The sequence below is a fragment of the Pseudomonas sp. 9.3L genome (genome assembly GCF_058536285.1).
The window spans coordinates 4,460,785-4,481,742 of record NZ_JBZUBK010000001.1 but is presented as its reverse complement, the minus strand read 5'-3'; the positions used below and the strand labels follow the sequence as shown (position 1 = coordinate 4,481,742).

General features: G+C 59.4%; 22 protein-coding genes. 7 read left to right on the top strand and 15 right to left on the bottom strand.

Annotated elements, in window-relative coordinates:
• Positions 1-12: 12 nt before the first annotated feature.
• From pstB to AC4LE2_RS20810, 4 genes are all read left to right on the top strand, one after another.
• Complete coding sequence (gene pstB, locus AC4LE2_RS20825) at positions 13-846, top strand: phosphate ABC transporter ATP-binding protein PstB (protein WP_491827951.1); 834 nt, start codon at positions 13-15, stop codon at positions 844-846.
• Positions 847-909: 63 nt separating this feature from the next.
• Positions 910-1,668: a phosphate signaling complex protein PhoU gene (gene phoU, locus AC4LE2_RS20820; RefSeq protein WP_491827950.1), complete on the top strand. Its 759-nt coding sequence runs from the start codon at positions 910-912 to the stop codon at positions 1,666-1,668.
• Between the two features lie 152 nt (positions 1,669-1,820).
• Entirely contained in the window at positions 1,821-2,732 is a 912-nt protein-coding gene (locus AC4LE2_RS20815; protein WP_491827949.1) for a response regulator, read from the top strand.
• Between the two features lie 70 nt (positions 2,733-2,802).
• A complete protein-coding gene (locus tag AC4LE2_RS20810; RefSeq protein ID WP_491827948.1) occupies positions 2,803-3,699 on the top strand; it encodes a peptidoglycan DD-metalloendopeptidase family protein in 897 nt (298 codons plus the stop codon).
• A gap of 3 nt (positions 3,700-3,702) precedes the next feature.
• Here AC4LE2_RS20810 and AC4LE2_RS20805 read toward each other — a convergent pair whose 3' ends face one another.
• The 5 genes from AC4LE2_RS20805 to AC4LE2_RS20785 all read right to left on the bottom strand — a co-directional run bounded on the left by AC4LE2_RS20805 (position 3,703) and on the right by AC4LE2_RS20785 (position 8,852).
• Positions 3,703-5,043 (bottom strand): hemolysin family protein, encoded by a 1,341-nt coding sequence (locus AC4LE2_RS20805; protein ID WP_491827947.1) that lies wholly within the window; start codon positions 5,041-5,043, stop codon positions 3,703-3,705.
• Between the two features lie 134 nt (positions 5,044-5,177).
• Positions 5,178-6,491 (bottom strand): phosphate regulon sensor histidine kinase PhoR, encoded by a 1,314-nt coding sequence (phoR, locus tag AC4LE2_RS20800; protein WP_491827946.1) that lies wholly within the window; start codon positions 6,489-6,491, stop codon positions 5,178-5,180.
• A 31-nt stretch (positions 6,492-6,522) separates the two neighbouring features.
• A complete protein-coding gene (gene phoB / locus AC4LE2_RS20795; RefSeq protein WP_491827945.1) occupies positions 6,523-7,212 on the bottom strand; it encodes a phosphate regulon transcriptional regulator PhoB in 690 nt (229 codons plus the stop codon).
• A 150-nt stretch (positions 7,213-7,362) separates the two neighbouring features.
• Entirely contained in the window at positions 7,363-8,253 is an 891-nt protein-coding gene (ubiA, locus tag AC4LE2_RS20790) for a 4-hydroxybenzoate octaprenyltransferase (protein WP_491827944.1), read from the bottom strand.
• Entirely contained in the window at positions 8,253-8,852 is a 600-nt protein-coding gene (locus AC4LE2_RS20785; RefSeq protein ID WP_491827943.1) for a chorismate--pyruvate lyase family protein, read from the bottom strand. The genes ubiA and AC4LE2_RS20785 overlap by 1 nt, the downstream gene beginning before the upstream one ends.
• A gap of 55 nt (positions 8,853-8,907) precedes the next feature.
• Between AC4LE2_RS20785 and AC4LE2_RS20780 the strand changes: the two genes are divergently transcribed.
• Together AC4LE2_RS20780 and AC4LE2_RS20775 are read left to right on the top strand one after the other, a co-directional pair.
• A complete protein-coding gene (locus AC4LE2_RS20780; protein WP_491827942.1) occupies positions 8,908-9,075 on the top strand; it encodes a rubredoxin in 168 nt (55 codons plus the stop codon).
• 215 nt (positions 9,076-9,290) lie between these two features.
• A complete protein-coding gene (locus AC4LE2_RS20775; protein WP_491827941.1) occupies positions 9,291-9,560 on the top strand; it encodes an HU family DNA-binding protein in 270 nt (89 codons plus the stop codon).
• An 88-nt stretch (positions 9,561-9,648) separates the two neighbouring features.
• Here the strand turns inward: AC4LE2_RS20775 and AC4LE2_RS20770 are convergent, their stop codons facing one another.
• From AC4LE2_RS20770 to exbB, 6 genes are all read right to left on the bottom strand, one after another.
• The gene (locus AC4LE2_RS20770) at positions 9,649-11,049 is read right to left on the bottom strand and encodes an aminoacyl-tRNA deacylase and HDOD domain-containing protein (RefSeq protein ID WP_491827940.1); all 1,401 of its coding nucleotides are present in this window, start codon (positions 11,047-11,049) and stop codon (positions 9,649-9,651) included.
• Between the two features lie 74 nt (positions 11,050-11,123).
• Positions 11,124-13,199 carry an ATP-dependent DNA helicase RecG gene (recG, locus tag AC4LE2_RS20765; protein ID WP_491827939.1) on the bottom strand — a complete coding sequence of 692 codons (2,076 nt, stop codon included), beginning with the start codon at positions 13,197-13,199 and terminating at the stop codon, positions 11,124-11,126.
• Positions 13,196-14,131, bottom strand: coding sequence for a hydrogen peroxide-inducible genes activator (locus tag AC4LE2_RS20760; protein ID WP_491827938.1), 936 nt, complete (start codon positions 14,129-14,131; stop codon positions 13,196-13,198). Before AC4LE2_RS20760 ends, recG begins: the two co-directional genes overlap by 4 nt.
• 86 nt (positions 14,132-14,217) lie before the next feature.
• The gene (locus AC4LE2_RS20755; RefSeq protein WP_491827937.1) at positions 14,218-14,946 is read right to left on the bottom strand and encodes an energy transducer TonB; all 729 of its coding nucleotides are present in this window, start codon (positions 14,944-14,946) and stop codon (positions 14,218-14,220) included.
• A complete protein-coding gene (gene exbD, locus AC4LE2_RS20750; protein WP_491827936.1) occupies positions 14,943-15,368 on the bottom strand; it encodes a TonB system transport protein ExbD in 426 nt (141 codons plus the stop codon). Before exbD ends, AC4LE2_RS20755 begins: the two co-directional genes overlap by 4 nt.
• Before the next feature lie 3 nt (positions 15,369-15,371).
• Positions 15,372-16,298 (bottom strand): tonB-system energizer ExbB, encoded by a 927-nt coding sequence (gene exbB, locus AC4LE2_RS20745; protein WP_491827935.1) that lies wholly within the window; start codon positions 16,296-16,298, stop codon positions 15,372-15,374.
• A gap of 155 nt (positions 16,299-16,453) precedes the next feature.
• Between exbB and AC4LE2_RS20740 the strand changes: the two genes are divergently transcribed.
• Positions 16,454-17,308, top strand: a complete 855-nt coding sequence (locus AC4LE2_RS20740; RefSeq protein WP_491827934.1) for an SDR family oxidoreductase — start codon at positions 16,454-16,456, stop codon at positions 17,306-17,308.
• Here the strand turns inward: AC4LE2_RS20740 and AC4LE2_RS20735 are convergent.
• The 4 genes from AC4LE2_RS20735 to rpoZ are packed head-to-tail and all read right to left on the bottom strand — an operon-like array spanning position 17,305 to position 20,930.
• Entirely contained in the window at positions 17,305-18,036 is a 732-nt protein-coding gene (locus tag AC4LE2_RS20735; protein ID WP_491827933.1) for a hypothetical protein, read from the bottom strand. The two genes, AC4LE2_RS20740 and AC4LE2_RS20735, sit on opposite strands and share 4 nt — an antisense overlap.
• A gap of 51 nt (positions 18,037-18,087) precedes the next feature.
• Positions 18,088-18,468, bottom strand: coding sequence for a RidA family protein (locus tag AC4LE2_RS20730; RefSeq protein ID WP_491827932.1), 381 nt, complete (start codon positions 18,466-18,468; stop codon positions 18,088-18,090).
• 32 nt (positions 18,469-18,500) lie between these two features.
• Complete coding sequence (gene spoT / locus AC4LE2_RS20725) at positions 18,501-20,609, bottom strand: bifunctional GTP diphosphokinase/guanosine-3',5'-bis pyrophosphate 3'-pyrophosphohydrolase (RefSeq protein ID WP_491828196.1); 2,109 nt, start codon at positions 20,607-20,609, stop codon at positions 18,501-18,503.
• A gap of 57 nt (positions 20,610-20,666) precedes the next feature.
• Positions 20,667-20,930: a DNA-directed RNA polymerase subunit omega gene (gene rpoZ, locus AC4LE2_RS20720; RefSeq protein ID WP_483832794.1), complete on the bottom strand. Its 264-nt coding sequence runs from the start codon at positions 20,928-20,930 to the stop codon at positions 20,667-20,669.
• Positions 20,931-20,958: the final 28 nt, after the last annotated feature.

Here is a 20,958-nt window from a genome sequence, read left to right as displayed (position 1 = left end):
ATGGAGCACCCGATGCAGCAACACACCCTAGGCCCGCGGCTTGACATGGCCAAGCTGGGCCGCAAGAAGCAGAGCCTGAACATCGTTCAGGAAGCCATTGCGTTTGAGGTGTCTGGCCTGAACCTCTACTACGGCGCACAGCAAGTACTGTGTGACGTGAGCCTGAATATCGCCAAGCAGCGGGTAACGTCGTTCATCGGCCCGTCAGGGTGTGGCAAATCTACCTTGCTGCGTACGTTCAACCGCATGAATGACTTGGTCGACGGCTGCCGGGTAGAGGGCGTCGTAAGCCTTCACGGTCAGGACATTTACCGCAGGGGCGAAGACGTGGCCGAGCTTCGCAGGCGCGTGGGCATGGTGTTTCAGAAGCCCAACCCGTTCCCCAAGACCATCTATGAAAACGTGGTCTACGGGCTGCGCATCCAGGGCATAAAGAAAAAACGCATGCTTGATGATGCAGTGGAATGGGCGTTGCGCGGCGCGGCGTTGTGGGACGAGGTCAAGGACCGCCTGCATGAGTCTGCGCTAGGGTTGTCAGGCGGGCAGCAGCAACGCTTGGTGATCGCGCGCACCATTGCGGTCGAGCCGCAGGTGCTGCTGTTGGACGAGCCCTGCTCGGCGCTCGACCCCATTTCTACCCTCAAGGTGGAAGAGCTGATCTATGAGCTCAAAGCCCGCTTCACCATCGTTATCGTGACGCACAACATGCAGCAAGCTGCTCGGGTCTCCGATTACACCGCCTTTATGAACCAAGGCAAGCTGGTGGAGTTTGGCGACACTGACCGTATGTTCACTAACCCCCACAAACGACAGACTGAAGACTACATCACTGGCCGTTATGGCTGATCCATCCCAACCCTGCATGTTTCGCTGTTCGTGACCCTCCCTCGGCAATCAAGGACCTGACCCATGATCGACAAACACAGCCTCAATCACCATATTTCCCAGCAGTACAACGCCGAGCTGGAAGAGGTGCGCAGCCACCTGCTGGCCATGGGCGGGTTGGTTGAGAAGCAAGTCAACGATGCGGTCAGCGCATTGATCGAGGCGGATTCGGGCCTTGCTCAGCAGGTGCGTGACCTCGATGACGAAATCAACCAGATGGAGCGCAACATCGACGGGGAGTGCCTGCGTATTCTGGCGCGCCGTCAGCCTGCTGCGTCGGACCTGCGCCTGATCATCAGCATTTCAAAGTCTGTCATCGACCTGGAGCGCATTGGCGACGAATCCACCAAGATCGCCCGCCGTGCTATCCAGCTCTGTGAAGAAGGCGAAGCGCCGCGTGGCTATGTGGAAGTCAGGCACATTGGCGATCAAGTGTTGAAGATGGTGCGTGACGCGCTGGATGCGTTCGCCCGTTTCGACGCTGACCTGGCATTGGCCGTGGCTCAATACGACAAGACCATCGACCGCGAGTACAAAACCGCGCTCCGTGAGCTGGTCACTTACATGATGGAAGACCCGCGTTCGATTTCTCGCGTGCTCAATGTGATCTGGGCGCTGCGTTCGCTCGAGCGTATCGGTGACCATGCCCGCAACATCGCGGAGCTGGTGATTTACCTGGTTCAGGGCACGGACGTACGCCATTTGGGCCTGGAACGCATGAAGGAAGAAGTCCGTCGCAATGCCGGACGCGCTAATGTTTTGCCTGGCCCTGACGATAAGTAAGTTTACCCAAGGATCGACGCCCGGCCAGCGCCGGGCGTTTTCGTTCATACTGGGACCAGTTTATAGGGCAGCCGTACAGCGGTTGCAGCGTTTGGAGCGCATGGCAGCGCTGACGCAGGCTATGCTGTCCAAACGAATTTCAGGAGTCCTTAATGGCCAAGGTCAGTGTTCTGGTAGTGGATGACGCGCCTTTCATCCGCGACCTGGTTAAAAAATGTTTGCGTAACGCTTTCCCTGGAATGCAGATCGAGGACGCCGTTCATGGCCGCAAGGCGCAGGCCATGTTGGAAAAGGACTCCTTCGACCTGATCCTGTGCGACTGGGAAATGCCTGAAATGACAGGCCTGGAATTACTTACCTGGTGCCGTGAGCAAGAACGCACCAAGACCGTGCCATTCATCATGGTTACCAGCCGTGGCGATAAGGAAAACGTTATCCAGGCCATCCAGGCGGGTGTCTCCGATTACATTGGCAAGCCCTTCACCAACGAGCAGTTGCTTACCAAGGTCAAGAAAGCCTTGCACCGGGCGGGCAAGCTGGAGTCGCTGATGAGCGGCCCAGGCTCGCGCCCCAATGCCTCGGCCTTCGCCAACGACTCCTTGGCGGCGCTTACAGGCAGCCGGCCAGAAAGCGTCCCTACGCCCTCCGCTGCACCCGTGGCGCGGCCAGCACCAAGTCCCGCATTGAGCACCGCCCCCACTCCACGTGCGCCTGCTGCATCTACTGGAGGCCGTGGTCAGGGGCAGTTGCGCCTGGCGGGCGGCGGCAACATGGCATGCGTTATCAAGGCGCTAAGCCTTAAAGAAGCATTGGTGGTGGTCAAGCGTAACGACTCGCTGCCTCAGGTGCTGGAACAAGCCGTGCTGGACCTTGAACAAGGTGACAGCGAGGTGGCACGCCTTAATGGCTACCTGCACGCTGTGGTGGCCGTAGAGGCCAAGCCAGATAGCGAATGGTTGCAGCTCACGTTCCGTTTCGTTGATCAAGATGCGCAAAAGCTTGATTACATTTCGCGGCTGATTGCCCGCGGGACCACCCAGAAGCATTTCGTTCCAGGCGCGTAACCGCCCAAAGCGGCGCAGCTTGGCATTGGCTGCTAGGCTAGGCCGCTGTAATGGTACGAGTAGCTTCGCGATGCGCTGGCGTTATGTTCTGCTTGCCCTCACGGCCATGGCTTGTAATCAGGGCCAAGCTGCTGCGATCTACCGGTTCGTAGATGGCAATGGTGTGGTTAATTACACAGACCGGGTCACGCCTGGGGCGCAGCGTGTGGTATTCGAAGACCGCATGGTGGAGTCACTGGCCGCCCAGGTGCGCTTGAATACACGCCGGTCAGGCAGCACGGTGGCGTACGAGGCCCGTAACGACCTCTATGCACCGGTACAGGTGGAGCTACGGCTGGCGGGTCTGCGTCATGTGGCCGGTACGCCGGTCAGTAGGATCAGCCGGACGCTGCCCCCTCGCTCTACCGTCACCCTGATTATTCTGAAGGCGGCAAAACCCAGCCAGCCGATCTCCGGTGTGCCTGTATTCAACTACGCTTTGGGTGATCCTGCGATCAGCCCGAATGCTTATCGCTACCCGTTTCCCTGGAAAGGCGGGCCTTTCAGGATAAGCCAGGGCGCCAATGGCAGCTTTAGCCACACTGGGCCCAAAGGTCGATATGCCATTGATATCGTAATGCCGGAAGGTACGCCAATCGTGGCGGCGCGCGCAGGTGTCGTCGTTAAAACCGAAAATAGTCAGGAGGCGGGCGGGGCGCAGCCCTCGGGCAACTTCGTACGCGTTTTGCACGAAGACGGCACCATGGGCGTGTACTTGCACCTGATGCGCGGCTCGCTTGTGGTGAAAGAAGGTGACCGCGTAACGGTTGGCGCACCACTGGGCCGCTCCGGCAACACCGGCCATAGCACCGGCCCGCATTTACATTTTGTGGTGCAGCGCAATACCGCCCAAGGGTTGGAGTCCATTCCGTATCAGTTCGACAAGCCATTACAGCGCTTGCCGGACTTCGCCGTTGGCAGGCGTTAAGGGTTAGCTTAGCTTCAATACCTTGGCCAAGACGATCTTGGGGCCTTTCATCTTCTTGATGATGATGCGCAGGCCTTCCACTTCGAGCACTTCTTCATCTTCGGGCACCCGATTAAGCGTGTCGTACACCAGCCCTGCCAGGGTTTCTGCCTCGATGTGGTCCAGGTCTACGCCTAGCAGGCGTTCTACCTTGAACAGCGGAGTGTCACCGCGTACCAGCAACTTACCGGGCTGATAGGCCAGCACACCTCGCTCGGTCTTACGGTGTTCGTCCTGGATGTCACCTACCAGCACCTCCAACACGTCTTCCATGGTGAGGTAGCCGATCACCTTGCCGTCCGCTTCCTCGACCAACGCAAAGTGTGCGGCACCTGTCCGGAACTGCTCCAGCAGCTCGGCCAACGGCATGTGACGCGAAACGCGCTCCAACGGGCGAGTGAGCTCGGCCAGGTTGAAGGACTCAGGCACATGGTCCAGCGCAGCCAGCTCCAACAAAAGGTCCTTGATATGAAGCAAGCCGACGAACTCGCCGCGCTCGCTGTCGTACACCGGATAACGGCTGTACTTGTGGCGACGGAAGATCGCCAGGATTTCCTTGAGTGGCGCGTTGAACTCAAGTACTACCAAGTCTTCCCGGGAGTTGGCCCAATCCACCACTTCCAGCTCACCCATTTCAACCGCCGAGGCCAGTACGCGCATGCCTTGGTCGCTGGGGTCATGACCACGGCTTGAGTGCAGGATCAGCTTCAACTCGTCACGGCTGTAATGGTGCTCATGGTGAGCACCAGGCTCGCCCTGACCTGCAATACGCAGAATGCCGTTGGCGCTGGCGTTGAGTACCCAGATGGCGGGGTACATGAGCCAGTAGAAGATATACAGCGGTACAGCCGTCCACAGGGACAGCAGCTCGGGCTTGCGAATGGCCCAGGACTTGGGCGCCAACTCTCCGACCACGATGTGCAGGTACGAGATAACGAAGAATGCGGTGAAGAAGGACGCGCCTCGGATGACTTCCGCTGACTGAACGCCCGCCGCTTCCAGCAGCGGCTCCAGCAGGTGCGCGAATGCGGGTTCACCGACCCAGCCTAAGCCCAGGGATGCCAGCGTGATGCCCAACTGGCACGCCGACAGGTACGCATCCAGCTGGCTGTGAACCGTGCGGAGGATCTTGCCGCGCCAGCCATGTTGCTCGGCGATGGACTCTACCCGGGTAGAGCGCAGCTTGACCATGGCGAACTCTGCCGCAACGAAAAAACCGTTGAGCAAAACCAGGACAAGTGCGAAGAGGATCATGCCGAAGTCGGCGAAGAGGGCGGACAGCGATAAAGCAGGGGAAGGGTCCATTGGGAGTGTTGTGAAATCCGTGCTGGGAAAAGGGGGGCGCGTCATCGTTGACGCGGACTAGCAATTTAGCGACTGGCGTGAGGATTGACTAGTCTTAAACCTCAGCAATTTCCTACACGGCATTACACGAAGGGTTAGTCGTCGTCGTAGGCCAACGCTAATGGTGACAGGGGAAAGTGGCACGCGAAGGTGCTGCCCTTGCCCGGTACGCTGATGATTTCCAGCCGACCTTTGTGGCGTAGCAGCACATGCTTAACGATGGCCAGGCCAAGGCCTGTGCCGCCAGTGCTGGAGCTGCGGCTGGAATCTACCCGGTAGAAGCGTTCGGTCAAACGTGAAATATGACGGGGTTCGATACCAATCCCCGAATCTTGCACGCTCATGTGCACGCCTGTTTCGTCCTGCCACCAGCGTATATGCACCTGCCCGTTGTCAGGGGTGTACTTCACCGCGTTGAAAACCAGGTTGGAAAATGCGCTGCGCAGTTCCGGCTCGCTGCCTTTCATGAGCAGCTCGGGGGCGGCGGTGAGGCTTAACTGGTGATGACGCTCCCCCGACAAAGCGGTTGCGTCATTGACGATACTTTGCAGCATACCGGTGACATTCACTGGATGATTATCGGAGGGGTAATCCGTTGCTTCAAGCTTTGCCAGCAGTAGCAAGTCATTGAGCAGGGTTTGCATACGGCTGCCTTGTTGCTGCATCTGTTGCAGTGCCCTGAGCCAGCGTGGGTTCAAGTGGCCGGCGTTATCCAGAAGCGTTTCCAGGTAGCCCGTTATCACGGTCAAAGGCGTGCGCAGCTCATGGGAAACGTTGGCGATGAAATCCTTGCGCATCTGCTCCAGCTGGTGAATACGCGTGACATCGCGCACCACCATCAGGTGTTCATTATTGCCGTACCGCGTAATCATGAACTGCAACCTGAGCCGATCATTAAGCGGTGAGGGCATTTCGAGGGGTTCGGCATACTGACCTGCTTCGAAGTAGTCCTTGAAGCGGGGGTGGCGGACCAGATTGGTAATGGGCTGCCCGCCGTCCTGGGGCATCTTCAGGCCAAGCAGGGTTTCTGCAGCACGGTTCCACCACTCCAGGTTGCCTTCGCTATCGAGCATGATGACCGCGTCACGCAGGGCCGCGGTAGATTCCTGCACACGGTCGATCACGCCTTGTAGCCGTGCTTTTATACGGCTGTCTCTTCGCTGCAGGTTGTAGATATTGTCAAAGACATCCCCCCACAGGCCATGCCCTTCGGGTGGGGGTTCGTCCATTTGCTGATGACGAAGCCAATGCTGCAGACGAAGCAGGTGACGCAACGTATTGGCCAGATAAGCACCCAGCCCCAGAGCCAGCCATAGCCCGTAGTAGCCTGTAAGCATCCCCAGCAGCAGGCAGGCGCCAATCAACAGCAGTAGATGACGAAGCAGAACGCCGTGCCAGTTGCGGTTCAATTAGCGGTCAATCCTTGGAAAGTGGCGGGGCTCAGGCTTTGGTGGAAAAACGATAACCCGTTCCCCGTACGGTCTGCACAAGGTTTTCGTAGACTTCGCCCAACGCTTTACGCAGGCGGCGGATATGCACGTCTACGGTGCGTTCTTCTACATATACGTTGCCGCCCCAGACCTGATCCAGCAACTGGCCACGTGTGTAGGCACGCTCTTGGTGAGTCATGAAAAACTGCAACAGGCGGTATTCGGTAGGGCCCATGTCTGCCGGGCGGCCATCGATGGTGACGCGGTGGCTGATAGGGTCCAGCAGCAAACCGCCCACTTCGATAGGCGTTTCGGTGTCCGTCGCCCCTGCTCGACGGAGCACTGCCTTGAGGCGTGCTACCAGTTCGCGCGGAGAAAAAGGTTTGGTGATGTAATCGTCGGCGCCCACTTCAAGGCCCTGGATCTTGTTGTCTTCCTCGCCCTTGGCCGTGAGCATGATGATCGGCGTAGCGGCCGTTAGCTCATCGCGCTTGAGCCGGCGAGCCAGTTCAATCCCGGACGTGCCCGGGAGCATCCAGTCCAGCAGAATCAAGTCCGGCTTGCGGTCCACGATAACCGCATGGGCCTGTTGGCTGTTTTCTGCCTCCAGGCAATCATAGCCGGCCATTTCCAGCGCGACGGCGATCATCTCGCGAATGGGCGCTTCGTCATCGACGATGAGAATGCATTTGCCAACCATGGTGTACCCTCAAGCCTGTCCTAGGTGTTGCGCTGCATTAGATAACGGAAATATTGCAGTCACATGACAGTCACGGGAAGGGTAGCAAGTTCTGCCTGCCACCCAAGGCAATTCAATGCCTGAAAAAGCCTGAAAACACTCTATATCCCCTCAGCCCACAGCGTAACTGAGCACAATTCCTAAGAAAATTGCCAAGCCTGCCCAATGGTTATGCAAAAACGCCTCGAAGCAGGCCATGCGCTCACGATGCCGAGCATGCCAGCTTTGCCAGACAAAGCAGCCTACCGCCACCGCCAGCCCTGCATGGAACCACCCACCGAGGTTGAAACGGATGCCGGCCAACAACAAGCACACGATAGCCAGGCTTTGAAGGATGCCGATGATCAAACGGTCTGAATTGCCGAAGAGAATCGCGGTGGACTTCACGCCAATACGCAGGTCATCGTCACGGTCGGTCATGGCGTAGTAAGTGTCATAGGCCACCGTCCATAACAGGTTGGCTGCGTACAACCACCAGGCGGCAGCCGGAACGTGGCCGATCTCGGCAGTAAAGGCCATGGGCATGCCCCAAGAGAACGCTGCACCCAGCACCACCTGTGGGTAATAGGTATAGCGCTTCATGAAAGGGTAGCTGGCGGCCAACGCCAGCCCGCCCAGCGAGAGCCAGACCGTGGCCGCGTTGGTGCACAGCACCAGCAAAAAGCTCAGCGTGACCAGTACGGCGAAGAACACCAAGGCTTCACGGCCCCGAACCTTGCCACTCACCAGGGGCCGCTGCTCGGTACGCTTGACGTGACCATCGACATGGCGATCGGCAAAATCGTTAACCACGCAGCCCGCGGCGCGCATGAGCACTACGCCGAGCACGAAGATCACTACATTGGCTACCGAGGGTTTGCCTTCCCCTGCGATCCATAGCGCCCATAACGTAGGCCAGAGCAGCAGGTACATGCCTATGGGTTTGTCTACCCGGCTTAACTGAATGAAGTCCCAGGCTCTGGGGTGAAGGCGGTTGAGGGCGCGAAGCAGGTCCAGGTACATCAGGGCATCTCCGTCGATGGATGGGGCAGGATGGCCCAGAATTCAGGCAGGAACACTTCCGTGACCAGGATGCCTAGCCCGCCGCGATCAAACCGTGATCGCCGTGCGACGGGCGTGACCAAGGGGCGCGGCTGAGGCAACCAGTGCACCGGGTAATGGCTAACGTAGAGGGGGCCTCGGCTGAAACCACCGTCTACGAATAGCAACTCACCCAGGGAGCGGGCCCCAAGTGTCGCCAACGAGAAGCCATCGTCGTGCAAGGCTTGCTGGCCCGCTACGCTGCGAGCAAATACCCATGGCTGGTCAGCACCGCGCAGGTATACCTCTCTCACCCAGCCAGCCGCACCTACGCTCAGGCCCAGCGCAGTGCACTCATCCGCACGCAGCGCACCCCAGCCTTCGCTGATGGGCTGCACGGTGAAGCGGTCATTGGAAAGCGCAATCAAGCGACGGGTGAGCGACCCTGTGTCGAACAGCCAGTCTTGGCGCAGGACATCCGGGGTGTGAAGGTGGTCCTTCCAGGAAGGCTCGGTCAAAACGGGGCTGTGGTGCGGCACGGTAAGTGAGCATGGCGGATGGCAGGCTTTAGAGCTTAGCATGAAAGGCCGTGGGCTTTAGCTGGCCTGGTGAACAGGCGTTATAAAGGTGAGTGGAATGAAAAAGTGGCAGTGTGTGGTATGTGGTTTCATCTACGACGAAGTCTCCGGATGCCCGGAAGAGGGGCTGTTGGCAGGGACACGCTGGGAGGATGTACCCGAGGATTGGCTATGCCCAGACTGTGGTGTAGGCAAAAACGACTTTGAAATGATTGAGATCGTTTGATGTGAGTGAGGCGTACCGCCCACGCGTACCCTCAGGGCAACCGGTCGGAATCGCCTCGAAATAAGCGAGGTAAAGCCCCCTGTGCCTCTGGCGCAGGGGCGTGGAGCGTGCCATCCTCGTCACGTCCGCACGGACAGAGGCCGCAGCCACATGGCGGTCAGCTCGGGCTCACCTGGTCGGACATAAAAACAATAAATGACGAAGAGGCAACCTTCATGCGCAAACCTGAACTCGCTAATGCTATAGCTGATCGGGCCGACCTTACCCAAAAGGAGGCCGGGCGTGTACTCGATGCTCTACTGGAGCAAATCACCAAAGCGGTTGAAAAGCAGAATGTCACGCTGGTCGGTTTTGGCACGTTTGAAAAGCGCCATCGCGGGGCGCGTATGGGCAAGAATCCACAAACGGGCGAGCCGGTGAAGATCAGAGCAAGCAATACCGTAGCGTTCAAGCCGGGCAAAAGCCTGCGCGAAAGTATCAGCTGAGCGGCGTACCTCGTGGGTAAGGTTGCTCGGCAACCCTGCCCACGGGGCGGTGCACCTTAGCGGCTTGCCATTGGCTAGGGTATACGCCTTAAGCCTGACCGAATTGCTGCGCCAGCTCGCGCAGCAGCTGCTCGGCGTCCAGGACTTTTGTCACTACCTCGTTGGCTTTTTCGCGCGTGAGGCCCACACGTTTGAGCAAGTCGTCCGGGATATCTTCCTCGGCTTCGAAGCCCTTGCCACGGGTCCGCAACAAGCGAACGGCCAGGCACACCAGGTTGGCGTAAATGGCGTTCTCGCCATCGTAGCTGGCGTCATTCTGATACTGCAGTGCAGTGACTAACTCTGCTGGCATGTCCCAATGGGTCATTAGCCATGCGCCGACCTGCTCACGGCTGATGCCGAGCAGGTATTGCTCAACATTGGCATGAGGCAAATGCGGATTCACTTCAAGATGACGGCACACCAACGAGAAGTGTGGCGGGAACACATGAGCCAGAAGCAAGTAGCCAAAGTTATGCAGCAACCCTGACAGGTAGGTAAGCCCAGCCTCTGGCCGCTGCGCACGTGGGATGGCGCGCGTCAGGCCTTCGACCACCGCAGCGGTGTAGAGCGATTGCTGCCAGTAAGGCGTAGCGTGTTGAGGGTTGTCCTTGGGCAGCGTCAGGGTCTTGCCCAAGGCAAGCCCGAGGGCAAGGTTGATGACGAGGTCAAAACCCAGCACGCGGACGATTGCATCCTCTACCGAACGGATCTTGCCGGCCGAACCGTAATAGGGAGAGGCGGCCCAACTGACCACTTGAGCGGCGAGCGCCGGGTCGGTTTCGACCACACCCGTTACGTCGTCGGTGCTGGCATCCGGGTCGACCCGCAGTTTGATGATCTTCTGCGCGGTACTGGCCAGAGGTGGTATCTCGACCATGTCCTCAAGGCGCTGCTGAATACGCCGAGCCGTGAAGGCCTGTACGCCTTTGGAAATCGTCGTAAGTGAACCCGAGAGGGCCTGTGCAACCGGTTTGGGGGCATCTTCGCCAAAACGGGCTGAGCTGGCGTTGGCCAAGACTTTGCGGAACTGGTTTTGATCCGTGGAGATTTCCAGCAGCACGCCAGGGCGCCCCGACGCCACGAGTACGTACTCTTTGTCCAGCAGGCGTTCGTCATACACGCAGGGCACGGTGAACGCCAATGGGATGCCTGGCAACTCGGCCAAGTGCAGAGGGTCGAGCAAGCGCCTTAGCTTTTCGAGCGGCACGGCAGTGAGTGTACGGCCGGATATCTCTGCCAGCCGGTTGAGGTCGAGCAGTTGATCCTTGCGCAGCAGCACCAGGAGATTGCCTACCGCATCGCCTAACAGGACGGCTTGTACCTGCCGCGCTGGGCTGAGCGTAGGCTGCTCCAGCACTTCGGTGTAGCGAATTTCGTGAGCCCGCAATAGCTGCTCAATGGCATCGGGTACATGCGGTGTGGCTACTTCCAGGGCGACTTCAGTCATGGCTGCATCCGAACGTTTACGAGGCGCCAGTATACTTGTCAGGGTAATTTGGCGGGAATATTAGGAACGATGCCTTACACCTGCCCATATTGTTGCCCATGGCGCAGCCAACGCTCCAACAGAGGCGTTACATGGCTTGGCCACTGGGCCAAGAGCTGTTGCGCGGCATCTCGTACAGAGGGTAACAGGTGGGCATCGCGCATCAGGTCCGCTACCTTGAACTGTAGCAGGCCGGTTTGACGGGTACCGAGCATTTCTCCAGGGCCGCGCAGCGCCAAGTCTTTTTCGGCAATGACAAAGCCGTCGTTGGTTTCGCGCATGATGCCCAGGCGCTCCCTGCCAATGAACGACAACGGCGGGTGGTAGAGCAGCACGCAGTGGCTGGCAGTGATTCCTCGACCAACGCGGCCGCGCAACTGGTGAAGTTGAGCAAGCCCCAGCCGTTCCGGATTCTCGATGATCATGAGGCTGGCATTGGGTACGTCTACGCCTACCTCAATCACCGTGGTGGCGACCAGCAACTGTAATTCGCCCTGCTTGAAGCTGGCCATGACGCTGGCTTTTTCCGCCGGTTTCATACGCCCGTGGACCAGGCCAACCCGCAGCTCGGCCAACGCGCTGGTCAGCTCCTCGAACGTGGTTTCAGCCGCCTGGCAGGTAAGCTCTTCGGACTCTTCGATCAAGGTACACACCCAATATGCCTGGCGCCCCTGCGCACAGGCGGCGCGTACTCGTTCGATTACGTCAATACGGCGGCTGTCGGCCACCAATACCGTGTTGACCGGGGTACGGCCAGGAGGCAGTTCATCGAGGACGGAGGTGTCCAGATCGGCATAGGCACTCATAGCCAGCGTTCGAGGGATGGGGGTAGCGGTCATGATCAGCTGATGTGGGCAGAGCCGGCCGTCCACGCCTTTTTGGCGGAGGGCCAGGCGCTGTTGCACGCCAAAGCGGTGCTGCTCGTCGATGATCGCAAGGGCCAGCCGATGGAAGCGTACCTCTGGCTGAAAGAGCGCATGCGTGCCCACCACCATCAGGGCCCCACCTGCAATCCGCTCTAGTGCAGCCTGCCGAACCTTGCCTTTTAGCTTGCCGGCGAGCCAGGCGACTTCGATGCCCAGCGGTTCAAACCAGCGCTGAAAGTTGATGAAGTGTTGCTCGGCGAGGATCTCGGTAGGCGCCATTAGTGCCACTTGATAGCCGGCTTCGATGGCTTGCAACGCGGCCAGGGCCGCCACGACGGTTTTGCCAGCGCCTACGTCGCCCTGCACCAGCCGGAGCATGGGTGCATCCTGGCTCAGGTCGTAGGTGATTTCTGCGCCTACGCGACGCTGTGCCCCAGTGGGCGCGAAGCCGAGGTTGGCCAGGTATTTTTGCGGCAGCTTACGCGGTTCGGGCAGTGCCGGTGCACGTTGCGCGCGCAGGCTTTCCCGCAACCGTTGCTGTGACAGTTGGTGGGTTAGCAGCTCTTCGAAAACCAGCCGCTCCTGTGCCCAGTGATGGCCCAGTGCGAGTTCGTCTACGTCCGCGTCGGCGGGAGGCTGGTGCAGGTAGCGAATCGCATCGCCCAACCCGGCCAAGCGGTACTCGCGGGCCAGTTCGTCAGGGAGCCAATCCGGCAGGCTGCTCGGGCCCAGCATGGCCAGGCTCTGTTTGCACAGCTGCCGCAATCGTTGCTGGGTAAGGCCTTCGGTGAGCGGGTAAATAGGGGTAAGCGTTTGCTCGACGGGCGCGGATTCCTCACCCGTGAGCACGCGGTACTCGGGGTGGTAAATCTCAAGGCCAGAGGCGCCAGGCCGTGCTTCGCCATAACAGCGTAACTGGGTGCCACGTTTGAGGGCGTCTTTCTGGGCGTTGCTGAAGTGGTAGAAGCGCAGGCTGACCACACCGCTGCCATCACCCAGCCGCACTAACAAACTGCGCCGCTTGCCCATGACAATGTCCGCGCCGCTGACCACGCCCTCTATAACGGCATCTTGCCCAGGCCTGAGACTGCCAATGGGTATGACGCGGGTGCGGTCCTGATAGCGCAGCGGCAAGTGAAATAGCACGTCTTGCAACGTCTCAAGGCCTACCCTGGCGAGTTTTTCCGCCATGGCCTCGCCCACGCCTTTGAGCGCCGTGACCGGCACGCTCGCCAGTTCAGTCATACCGCAGCTTTACCTGCAGAGGACGGTGCTTTGACCACCGAGCACAGGCGGATCGAGTCAGCCAGAATTTCAATGGCCTTGGGCCTTGGGAAGCTGGCTCGCCACGCAATGGCCACGGTACGGAACGGTGCCGGTGGTGTCATCGGGCGCACTTCGATCACGCCCGGTGCATAGTGATGGCTGTGTACGGCAGAGAGCGGAAGCACCGAAACGCCGAGGCCGGATGCAACCATGTGGCGAATCGTTTCCAGCGAGCTGGATTCGACAGTTGTGTGTTTGGCCGCTTCCGAACCCTTGCCCAGGGTCGGGCAGGCTTCGAGTACCTGGTCACGGAAACAGTGGCCTTCGCCAAGCAGCAGCAGGCTTTTGTCGTTTAGCAGGGCAGAGTCGATGGTTTGCTTGCGGGTCCACGGGTGGTCGCTGGGCATCAGTACCTGAAACGGCTCGTCGTACAGCGGCAGAGTCAGTACATCGGCTTCATTGAACGGCAACGCCACGATTACGGCATCCAACTCCCCGTTACGCAGCTTGTCGCGTAACAAATGAGTGAAGTTTTCTTCGATATACAGCGGCATTTGCGGCGCTACCCGATGCAGCTGAGGAATCAGGTGGGGGAACAGGTACGGGCCAACCGTATAGATAGCACCCACCTTCAGGGGGGCGGTTAGTTGATTCTTGCCGGCTTGCGCCAGCTCACGGATGCCCTGGGCCTGCTCAAGGACTTTCTGAGCCTGGGCCACAATGCTTTCGCCTACAGGCGTGAGGCGAACGGCGCTTTTGCTGCGCTCGAAGATCAGTACGCCAAGTTCGTCTTCAAGTTTTTTTACCCCAACCGACAGCGTAGGCTGGCTCACATGGCAGCGTTCAGCCGCGTGGCCGAAGTGCTGCTCTTGGGCAAGGGTGACGATGTAGCGTAGTTCTGTGAGGGTCATAACGGGCGTCCATGAGGTTGCGGCTCCAGCATAGCGGCTGCCGCTCATAGACGCACGTTATCGATCACACGACCTTGTCAGGCCCCTTAACCTTTGGTGAGGTTAAAGGTAAACGGCGCACGAAGGTCGATCGTGCCGTTACGCAACCGGTCTGCCGGCGGGACCGGTAAAGGTTGTGCTTCGCGAACGGCTGCCAGCGCTGCGCGGTCGAGCAGGCTGCTCCCTGAACTGTTGGCCACACTAGCCTCTAGTACGCGCCCTTGGGCATTGAGGGTAAACGCAATGACGACCTGGCCTTGAGTACCCCGGCTACGCGCGGCTTGCGGGTACTTCTTGAACCTCGCCAGGCGGCCCAGCACTTCACTTTCCCAGCTGGGCGCAATGCTGGCGGCAGGGGCCGGAGGTGGCGCGGGGGCCTTGGGCGGTTCTACCTGGCGAACGACTGGGGTCGGCTCCTGGACAGGCATTTCCTTCACGGGCTCGGGCGTGGGCTGCGGTTTGGGCGGCTGGGGTTTCGGCTTGGGTTTCGGCTTGGGCACTTCGATCACAGGCTTGGGCGCCTCTACCACCTTTGGCAGCGGAGGCTCTTCCACAGGCTTGGGCGGCTGCGCGACTGGCGGGGGAGGCAGGGGTTCTGGCTCGGGCTCGGGAAGGGGGGCCAGCTCCATGATCATCGCAGGAGGCGGCAGCGGTTCAGGCTGTGCACTTTTCCAGTTCAGTGCGACCAGGATAGCCACGGCGTGCACTGCCAGCACGACAGCAAGGCTAGTGCCGTACCGGGCCACCGTCGGTAGAGGACGGCTCGCTGCGATCATTGCTTACCTGCCGTCTCAAGCCCAACCAAGCCAACCTTTAGGTACCCAGCGCCTCGTAGGGCGTCCATGACCTCCATCAAGTCACCGTAATCCACCCCTTTATCCGCCTGGAAAAAGATGGTGGTGTCTTTCTTGGCGTGGGTACGTGCATCCAGTACCTGGCCCAGGGTGGCACGGTCGATGGGGTCATCGCCCAGAAAGAGGCTTTTATCGGCCTTGACGCTGAGAAACACGGGCTTCTCTGGCCGAGGCGCTGGTTTGGCGGTGGAGGCGGGCAGGTCGACCTTGATGTCTACCGTGGCCAAGGGGGCTGCCACCATAAAAATGATGAGCAAGACCAACATGACGTCAATGAAGGGCGTCACGTTGATTTCGTGGTTTTCGGCGAGCTCGTCCGCGCCTTCTTTAAGATGCAGGCCCAAGGGTTAACCCACCTTGACCATGTGTGGCTGGGCAGCACGCTCGCCTGGCTGGTGATCCAGGTCACGGCTGACCAGCAACAGTACCTGGGCACTCGCATCAGCCACCTGAGCTTTGTAGCCGGTGATGGAGCGGGCGAATACGTTGTAGATCACCACCGCCGGAATGGCCGCAACCAGACCGAGGGCGGTTGCCAGCAAGGCCTCGGCAATACCCGGTGCCACTACCGCCAGGTTGGTGGTCTGGGTTTTGGCAATACCGATGAAGCTGTTCATGATGCCCCAGACGGTGCCAAACAGCCCTACGAACGGCGCGGTAGAGCCGATGGTTGCCAGTATGCCTGTACCGCTGCTCATTTTGCGGCCGCACGCCGCTACGAGGCGCTCCAGGCGGAAACTCACACGCTCCTTGATACCGTCCCGGTCGCGGGCATTAGCCGACAGCTGTAGCTCTTCCAGTGCATCCTGCACCAAAAGGTGCGCCAGGGTGCCAGGTTGGTTGGTGGCCTCGCTGGCTGCCTTGAGGGTCGTGGAGCGCTTGAGAAGCACCATTTCACGGCGCAACCGACGCTTGGCACCCAGCACTTCGAGACCTTTGGCAATCCATAGCGTCCAGGTAACGATGGAGGCGATGGCCAAGCCGATCATCACAGCCTTTACCACTACGTCGGCATTTTGGTACATGCCCCACGGCGACAGGTCATGACCCAGGCCCAGTGTGGTATCGGCTGGCGACGTGGCCTCAATTGCGCCAGGCTCGCCAGCCGGTTCGCTAGCGGGTGCAGTGACGGTCGGCGTGCCGGCCACCGGTGCAGTGTCCGCCAGGGAAAACTGCGGGGCCATCAGGCTCAGCAGAAACACGGCTATGGCGCACCAGGCGCGTGGCAGGAGGCGAGGCGAGGTAAGCGAAGAGTGAAGCTGAGTAGAATTCATGCTGGCCGAACCTGAATAATGGGGGCGGCGGCCCATGCAGGCTGATGGACGCCGGGACAAAAGGTTGCTCATTATTGCAAGTAATTCTTAATAGCAGAAGCGATTGCGTCGGATTTCTTCACGAGGCCCGCGCTGCGATGCAAACGAGGAGAGGTATGACAGTTCCAAACGTCGTAATTGCAGGGTGTGGGGATATAGGCAGCCGGCTTGCGCAGCAACTGCAGGCGGTGGGCTGGTCAGTCACTGGGGTGCGAAGAAACCCCGCTCGCCTACCTGCAGGCCTTCCTGGTGTGGCTGCAGATTTCAATCAGGTAATTGCTCCGCCAGGATGGGAGGCGCTGGTGCCGGACTATCTAGTCTACGCAGTGGCCGCCGATCAGCATGACGAGGCGGGCTACCGGCGTGCGTATCTGGACGGCCTGCGCAATGTGATGGGCTGGCTAACACAGCATGGCCAAGTGCCTAGGCGTTTGCTTTTCGTGTCCAGCAGCAGTGTCTATGGCCAAACCGAAGGTGAATGGGTAGACGAAGCCTCCCCCACACAGCCGTCGGGCTATGCCGGAAAGGTTATGTTGGAAGCCGAAGCGCTGGCGCACTCAAGTGCCATCCCTGCCACGGTCATCCGGCTGACGGGTATCTATGGGCCAGGGCGAGAACGCCTGATCAACCAGGCCAGGCAAGGCTATTACGCACAAGCGCAACCTCCGCAGTACGGTAACCGTATACAGGCAGATGACGCCGCCGGGCTGATGGCCCATGTGCTGAAAACCGCATGGGCGAATGAGGCGCTGGCTGATTGTTATCTGGGGGTGGATGACATGCCTGCGCCATTGCACGAGGTGCTTACGTGGATGAGGGAGCGTCTGCAGGTGACAGAGGCCCCCCTGCAAGCCCCCTTGCGACGTACCGGCAGCAAGCGTTGCAGCAATGCAAGAGCACGCAGCCTTGGCTGGGCCCCGCGTTACTCCACCTTCAAAGAAGGTTATGCCGCGTTGATCGACCGCCTTTAGCGGCTTAGGTGCCAGGCCACCGCGCCAGGCCGCAGGCTAGGCATTTCGCCCTCTGCGGCCTGGTTGACCGCGGTGAATATATCCAGCTGATCCTTGTTTCGCTGCAGGATATACGCGGCCCCTTGAGTACCGCTCTGTAGCCAGATGCTGTCGAACGCACCACTCATGGCTGCGCAGTCACCACCCAGGCATAACGCATAGCGGTCTACGCCTGGCAGGCCCTCAACGCGCCCATCGGGCAAGAAACGAACCTTGCCCCCCCTACCTTGCCCTTCGCTGACAGCCCACTCACCGCCCATATACGCTTCGTACAGGCGGTGCTCGAAGGTGCTGCCGGGCGCAGGAGGAGACGGCCCTGGTGCAGTGCGCTGGAAGCTCTGCTCACCCGCACTGTCGCTGGCGGCCTGCACCAGGTTATCACCCTCCATGGAAAGGCTTTCCGAGCCATTGCCGTAGAAATCGACCTGCCACTGCCCTTTGTCTTTGGGCACAAGGCGGCCCTCTGCCACTTCAAAGCCGTTGCTCGATGTGGCTTTGTTTGCAGAGGGGTCAATCTGCCATTCCAGGGTTGGGCCCATACCTAGCAAGGCTTGGCGTAAGTTGCCGCCCTTGGCCGCGGCCTGGATGGCGTTTTCGTTTATCCAGACACCGCTGACATTGGCCGGCTGGCTGGCGCATCCGCCGACAAGTACGGCCAGGACGGGCATGGCCCAAAACAAGGTGCGCATGGAAATTCCTTGAAGATAGAAGCAGCGCGCCGATGGGGCGCCGCTACAAACTCATTCCAGAACCAGAATGGCGTCCATTTCAACCTGCGAGCCTTTGGGCAGCGCAGCAACGCCAATAGCCGCACGGGCAGGGTAGGGCTGTTGGAAATACCGACCCATGACTTCATTGACGGTTGCAAAGTTACTGAGGTCTGTCAGGAAGATGTTCAACTTGACGATGTCGCTGAAGGAGCCGCCAGCTGCTTCTGCCACGGACTTCAGGTTCTCGAACACTTGCACTGTCTGGGCTTCGAAGCCCTCAACCAGTTCCATGGTGGTGGGGTCGAGTGGGATCTGCCCTGACATGTACACCGTATTGCCAGCTTTGATTGCCTGGGAGTAGGTACCGATCGCTGCCGGGGCCTTGTCGCTGTGGATGACGCTTTTGGTCATGAAGCACTCCTTGATAGAAAGGCGCACCGGGCTTACGCCCGCATGCGAGTAATGCGAATGATACCGGCGAGCCCCCTCAGCTTGCGGATGACGCGGGCCAAATGGACCCGGTCATGAACGCTGACGACTACTTGCACGACGCTGGTTCGGCCGTCGCGCTCGTCCATGCTGATCTTCTCGATGTTACCGTCCGCGGCATTCACGCTGCTGGCCAAGAGGGCGATCAGGCCGCGTTGGTGTTCCAGCTCTACCCGAAGCTCGACATTGAATTCGCCACTGACATCTTTCGCCCACGCCAGCTGGATGCACTTTTCTGGATTGTGCCGTACTTCGCTGATGTTCCGGCAGCTCTCCAGGTGCACGACCATGCCTTTACCCGCAGACAGGTGGCCAACGATAGGGTCGCCAGGAATAGGCGTACAGCACTTGGCGTAACTGAGCACCAGCCCTTCCGTGCCTCGGATGGCCAAGGGGCTTTCGCGGCTAGGCGAAGCCTGGCCTTCCGAGGTCAGCAGGCGGCGGGCAACGACATAGGCCATGCGGTTGCCCAGGCCAATGTCTTCGAGCAAGTCTTCAATGACTTCCTGGCGATACTCGGTCAGCAGAGGCTGGATGCGCTCTGCCTTGATGTGCTCCAGGGAGGTATCGAAGCCATTGAGCACCTTGTTGAGCAGTCGCTCACCCAACGCCACGGATTCGGAGCGCCGCTGCAGCTTGAGCGCATGGCGGATATGGGTTCGGGCCTTGCCTGTTACTACAAAGTTGAGCCACGCCGGGTTGGGTCGAGCGCCGGGCGCACTGACGATTTCGACCGTGGAGCCACTTTGCAGCGGCTCTGACAGCGGGGCCAGGCGGCGGTTGATGCGGCAGGCAATGCAGCTATTGCCGACGTCTGTGTGCACTGCATAGGCGAAGTCCACCGCCGTGGAGCCTTTGGGCAGCTCCATGATCTTGCCCTTGGGCGTGAATACATAGACCTCGTCCGGGAAGAGGTCGATCTTGACGCTTTCTATGAACTCCAGCGAGTTACCCGCGCGCTGCTGAAGCTCCAGCACGCCTTTGACCCACTGACGGGCCCGTGCATGCGTACTGCGAGGGGCTTCGTCGTTGTTGGATTTGTACAGCCAATGAGCCGCGATACCGTTGTTGGCCATTTCTTCCATTTCGCGCGTGCGAATCTGGATTTCTATGGGCACCCCGTGCATACCAAACAAGGTGGTATGCAGCGACTGGTAACCGTTGGCTTTGGGGATAGCGATGTAATCCTTGAAGCGCCCTGGCAATGGCTTATAGAGGTTATGCACCGCCCCGAGTACGCGGTAGCAGGTGTCTACCTTGTCTACTACGATACGAAACGCGTACACATCCATGATTTCATTGAAGGCACGCCGCTTGCCCCGCATCTTTTTGTAGATGCCGTACAAGTGCTTCTGGCGACCACTCACATCGCCCTGGATGCCATCCACCGTCAGGCAATTGGCAAGCGAGTGTTCGATCTTGGCGACCAGCTCCTTGCGATTGCCACGAGCGCGCTTCACCGCTTGGTGGATGCGCTCGGATCGCATGGGGTGCATGGCCTTGAAGCCTAAATCTTCAAATTCAACGCGCACGTTGTGCATGCCCAGTCGATTGGCGATGGGTGCGTAGATTTCCAGGGTTTCTTTGGCAATGCGTCGCCGCTTTTCACCCGACAGCACTTCAAGCGTGCGCATGTTGTGAAGCCGGTCGGCAAGCTTGACCAGAATGACGCGTATATCCCGGGCCATGGCCATGGCCATTTTCTGGAAGTTCTCAGCCTGGGCTTCCGCCTTGGTTTCGAAGTTCATCTGTGTCAGCTTGCTGACGCCATCCACCAGTTCAGCAACCGTCTCGCCAAACTGGGCGCACAGGGCCTCTTTCGCGATTCCAGTGTCTTCGATCACATCATGCAGCATGGCCGCCATCAGGCTTTGATGGTCCATGTGCATGTCGGCAAGGATGTTCGCTACTGCAAGGGGGTGGGTAACGTAGGGTTCCCCACTGCGACGGCGCTGGCCGTCGTGAGCTTGTTCTGCGTAATAGTACGCCCGGCGAACCAGGTTGACCTGGTCGTCGCCCAGGTAGGTCGACAGGCGCTCGGCGAGGACGTCTATGCCTGGCAAGGAGAAACCTCCTGCCACGTAAGCGCCTTCGCCGTGATGGGTCGACAGGGCATGTGCTTAGACGGCCTCGTTGGCCTCGTCTTCGAATGCAGTGAACAGTGGCTCTTCATCGACAATTTCAGCCTCAGCGATTACATCGTAATCGACCAGACCAGCCGCGATTTCGCGCAGGGCTACCACGGTAGGCTTGTCGTTTTCCCAACCCACTTTGGGCTCTTTGCCACCGGTTGCCAGCTGGCGAGAACGTTTGGTGGCGAGCATGACCAGCTCGAAGCGATTATCAACATGATCCAGGCAGTCTTCAACGGTCACGCGAGCCATGGTGTTCCTCGTACAAAAACAGTGAGCG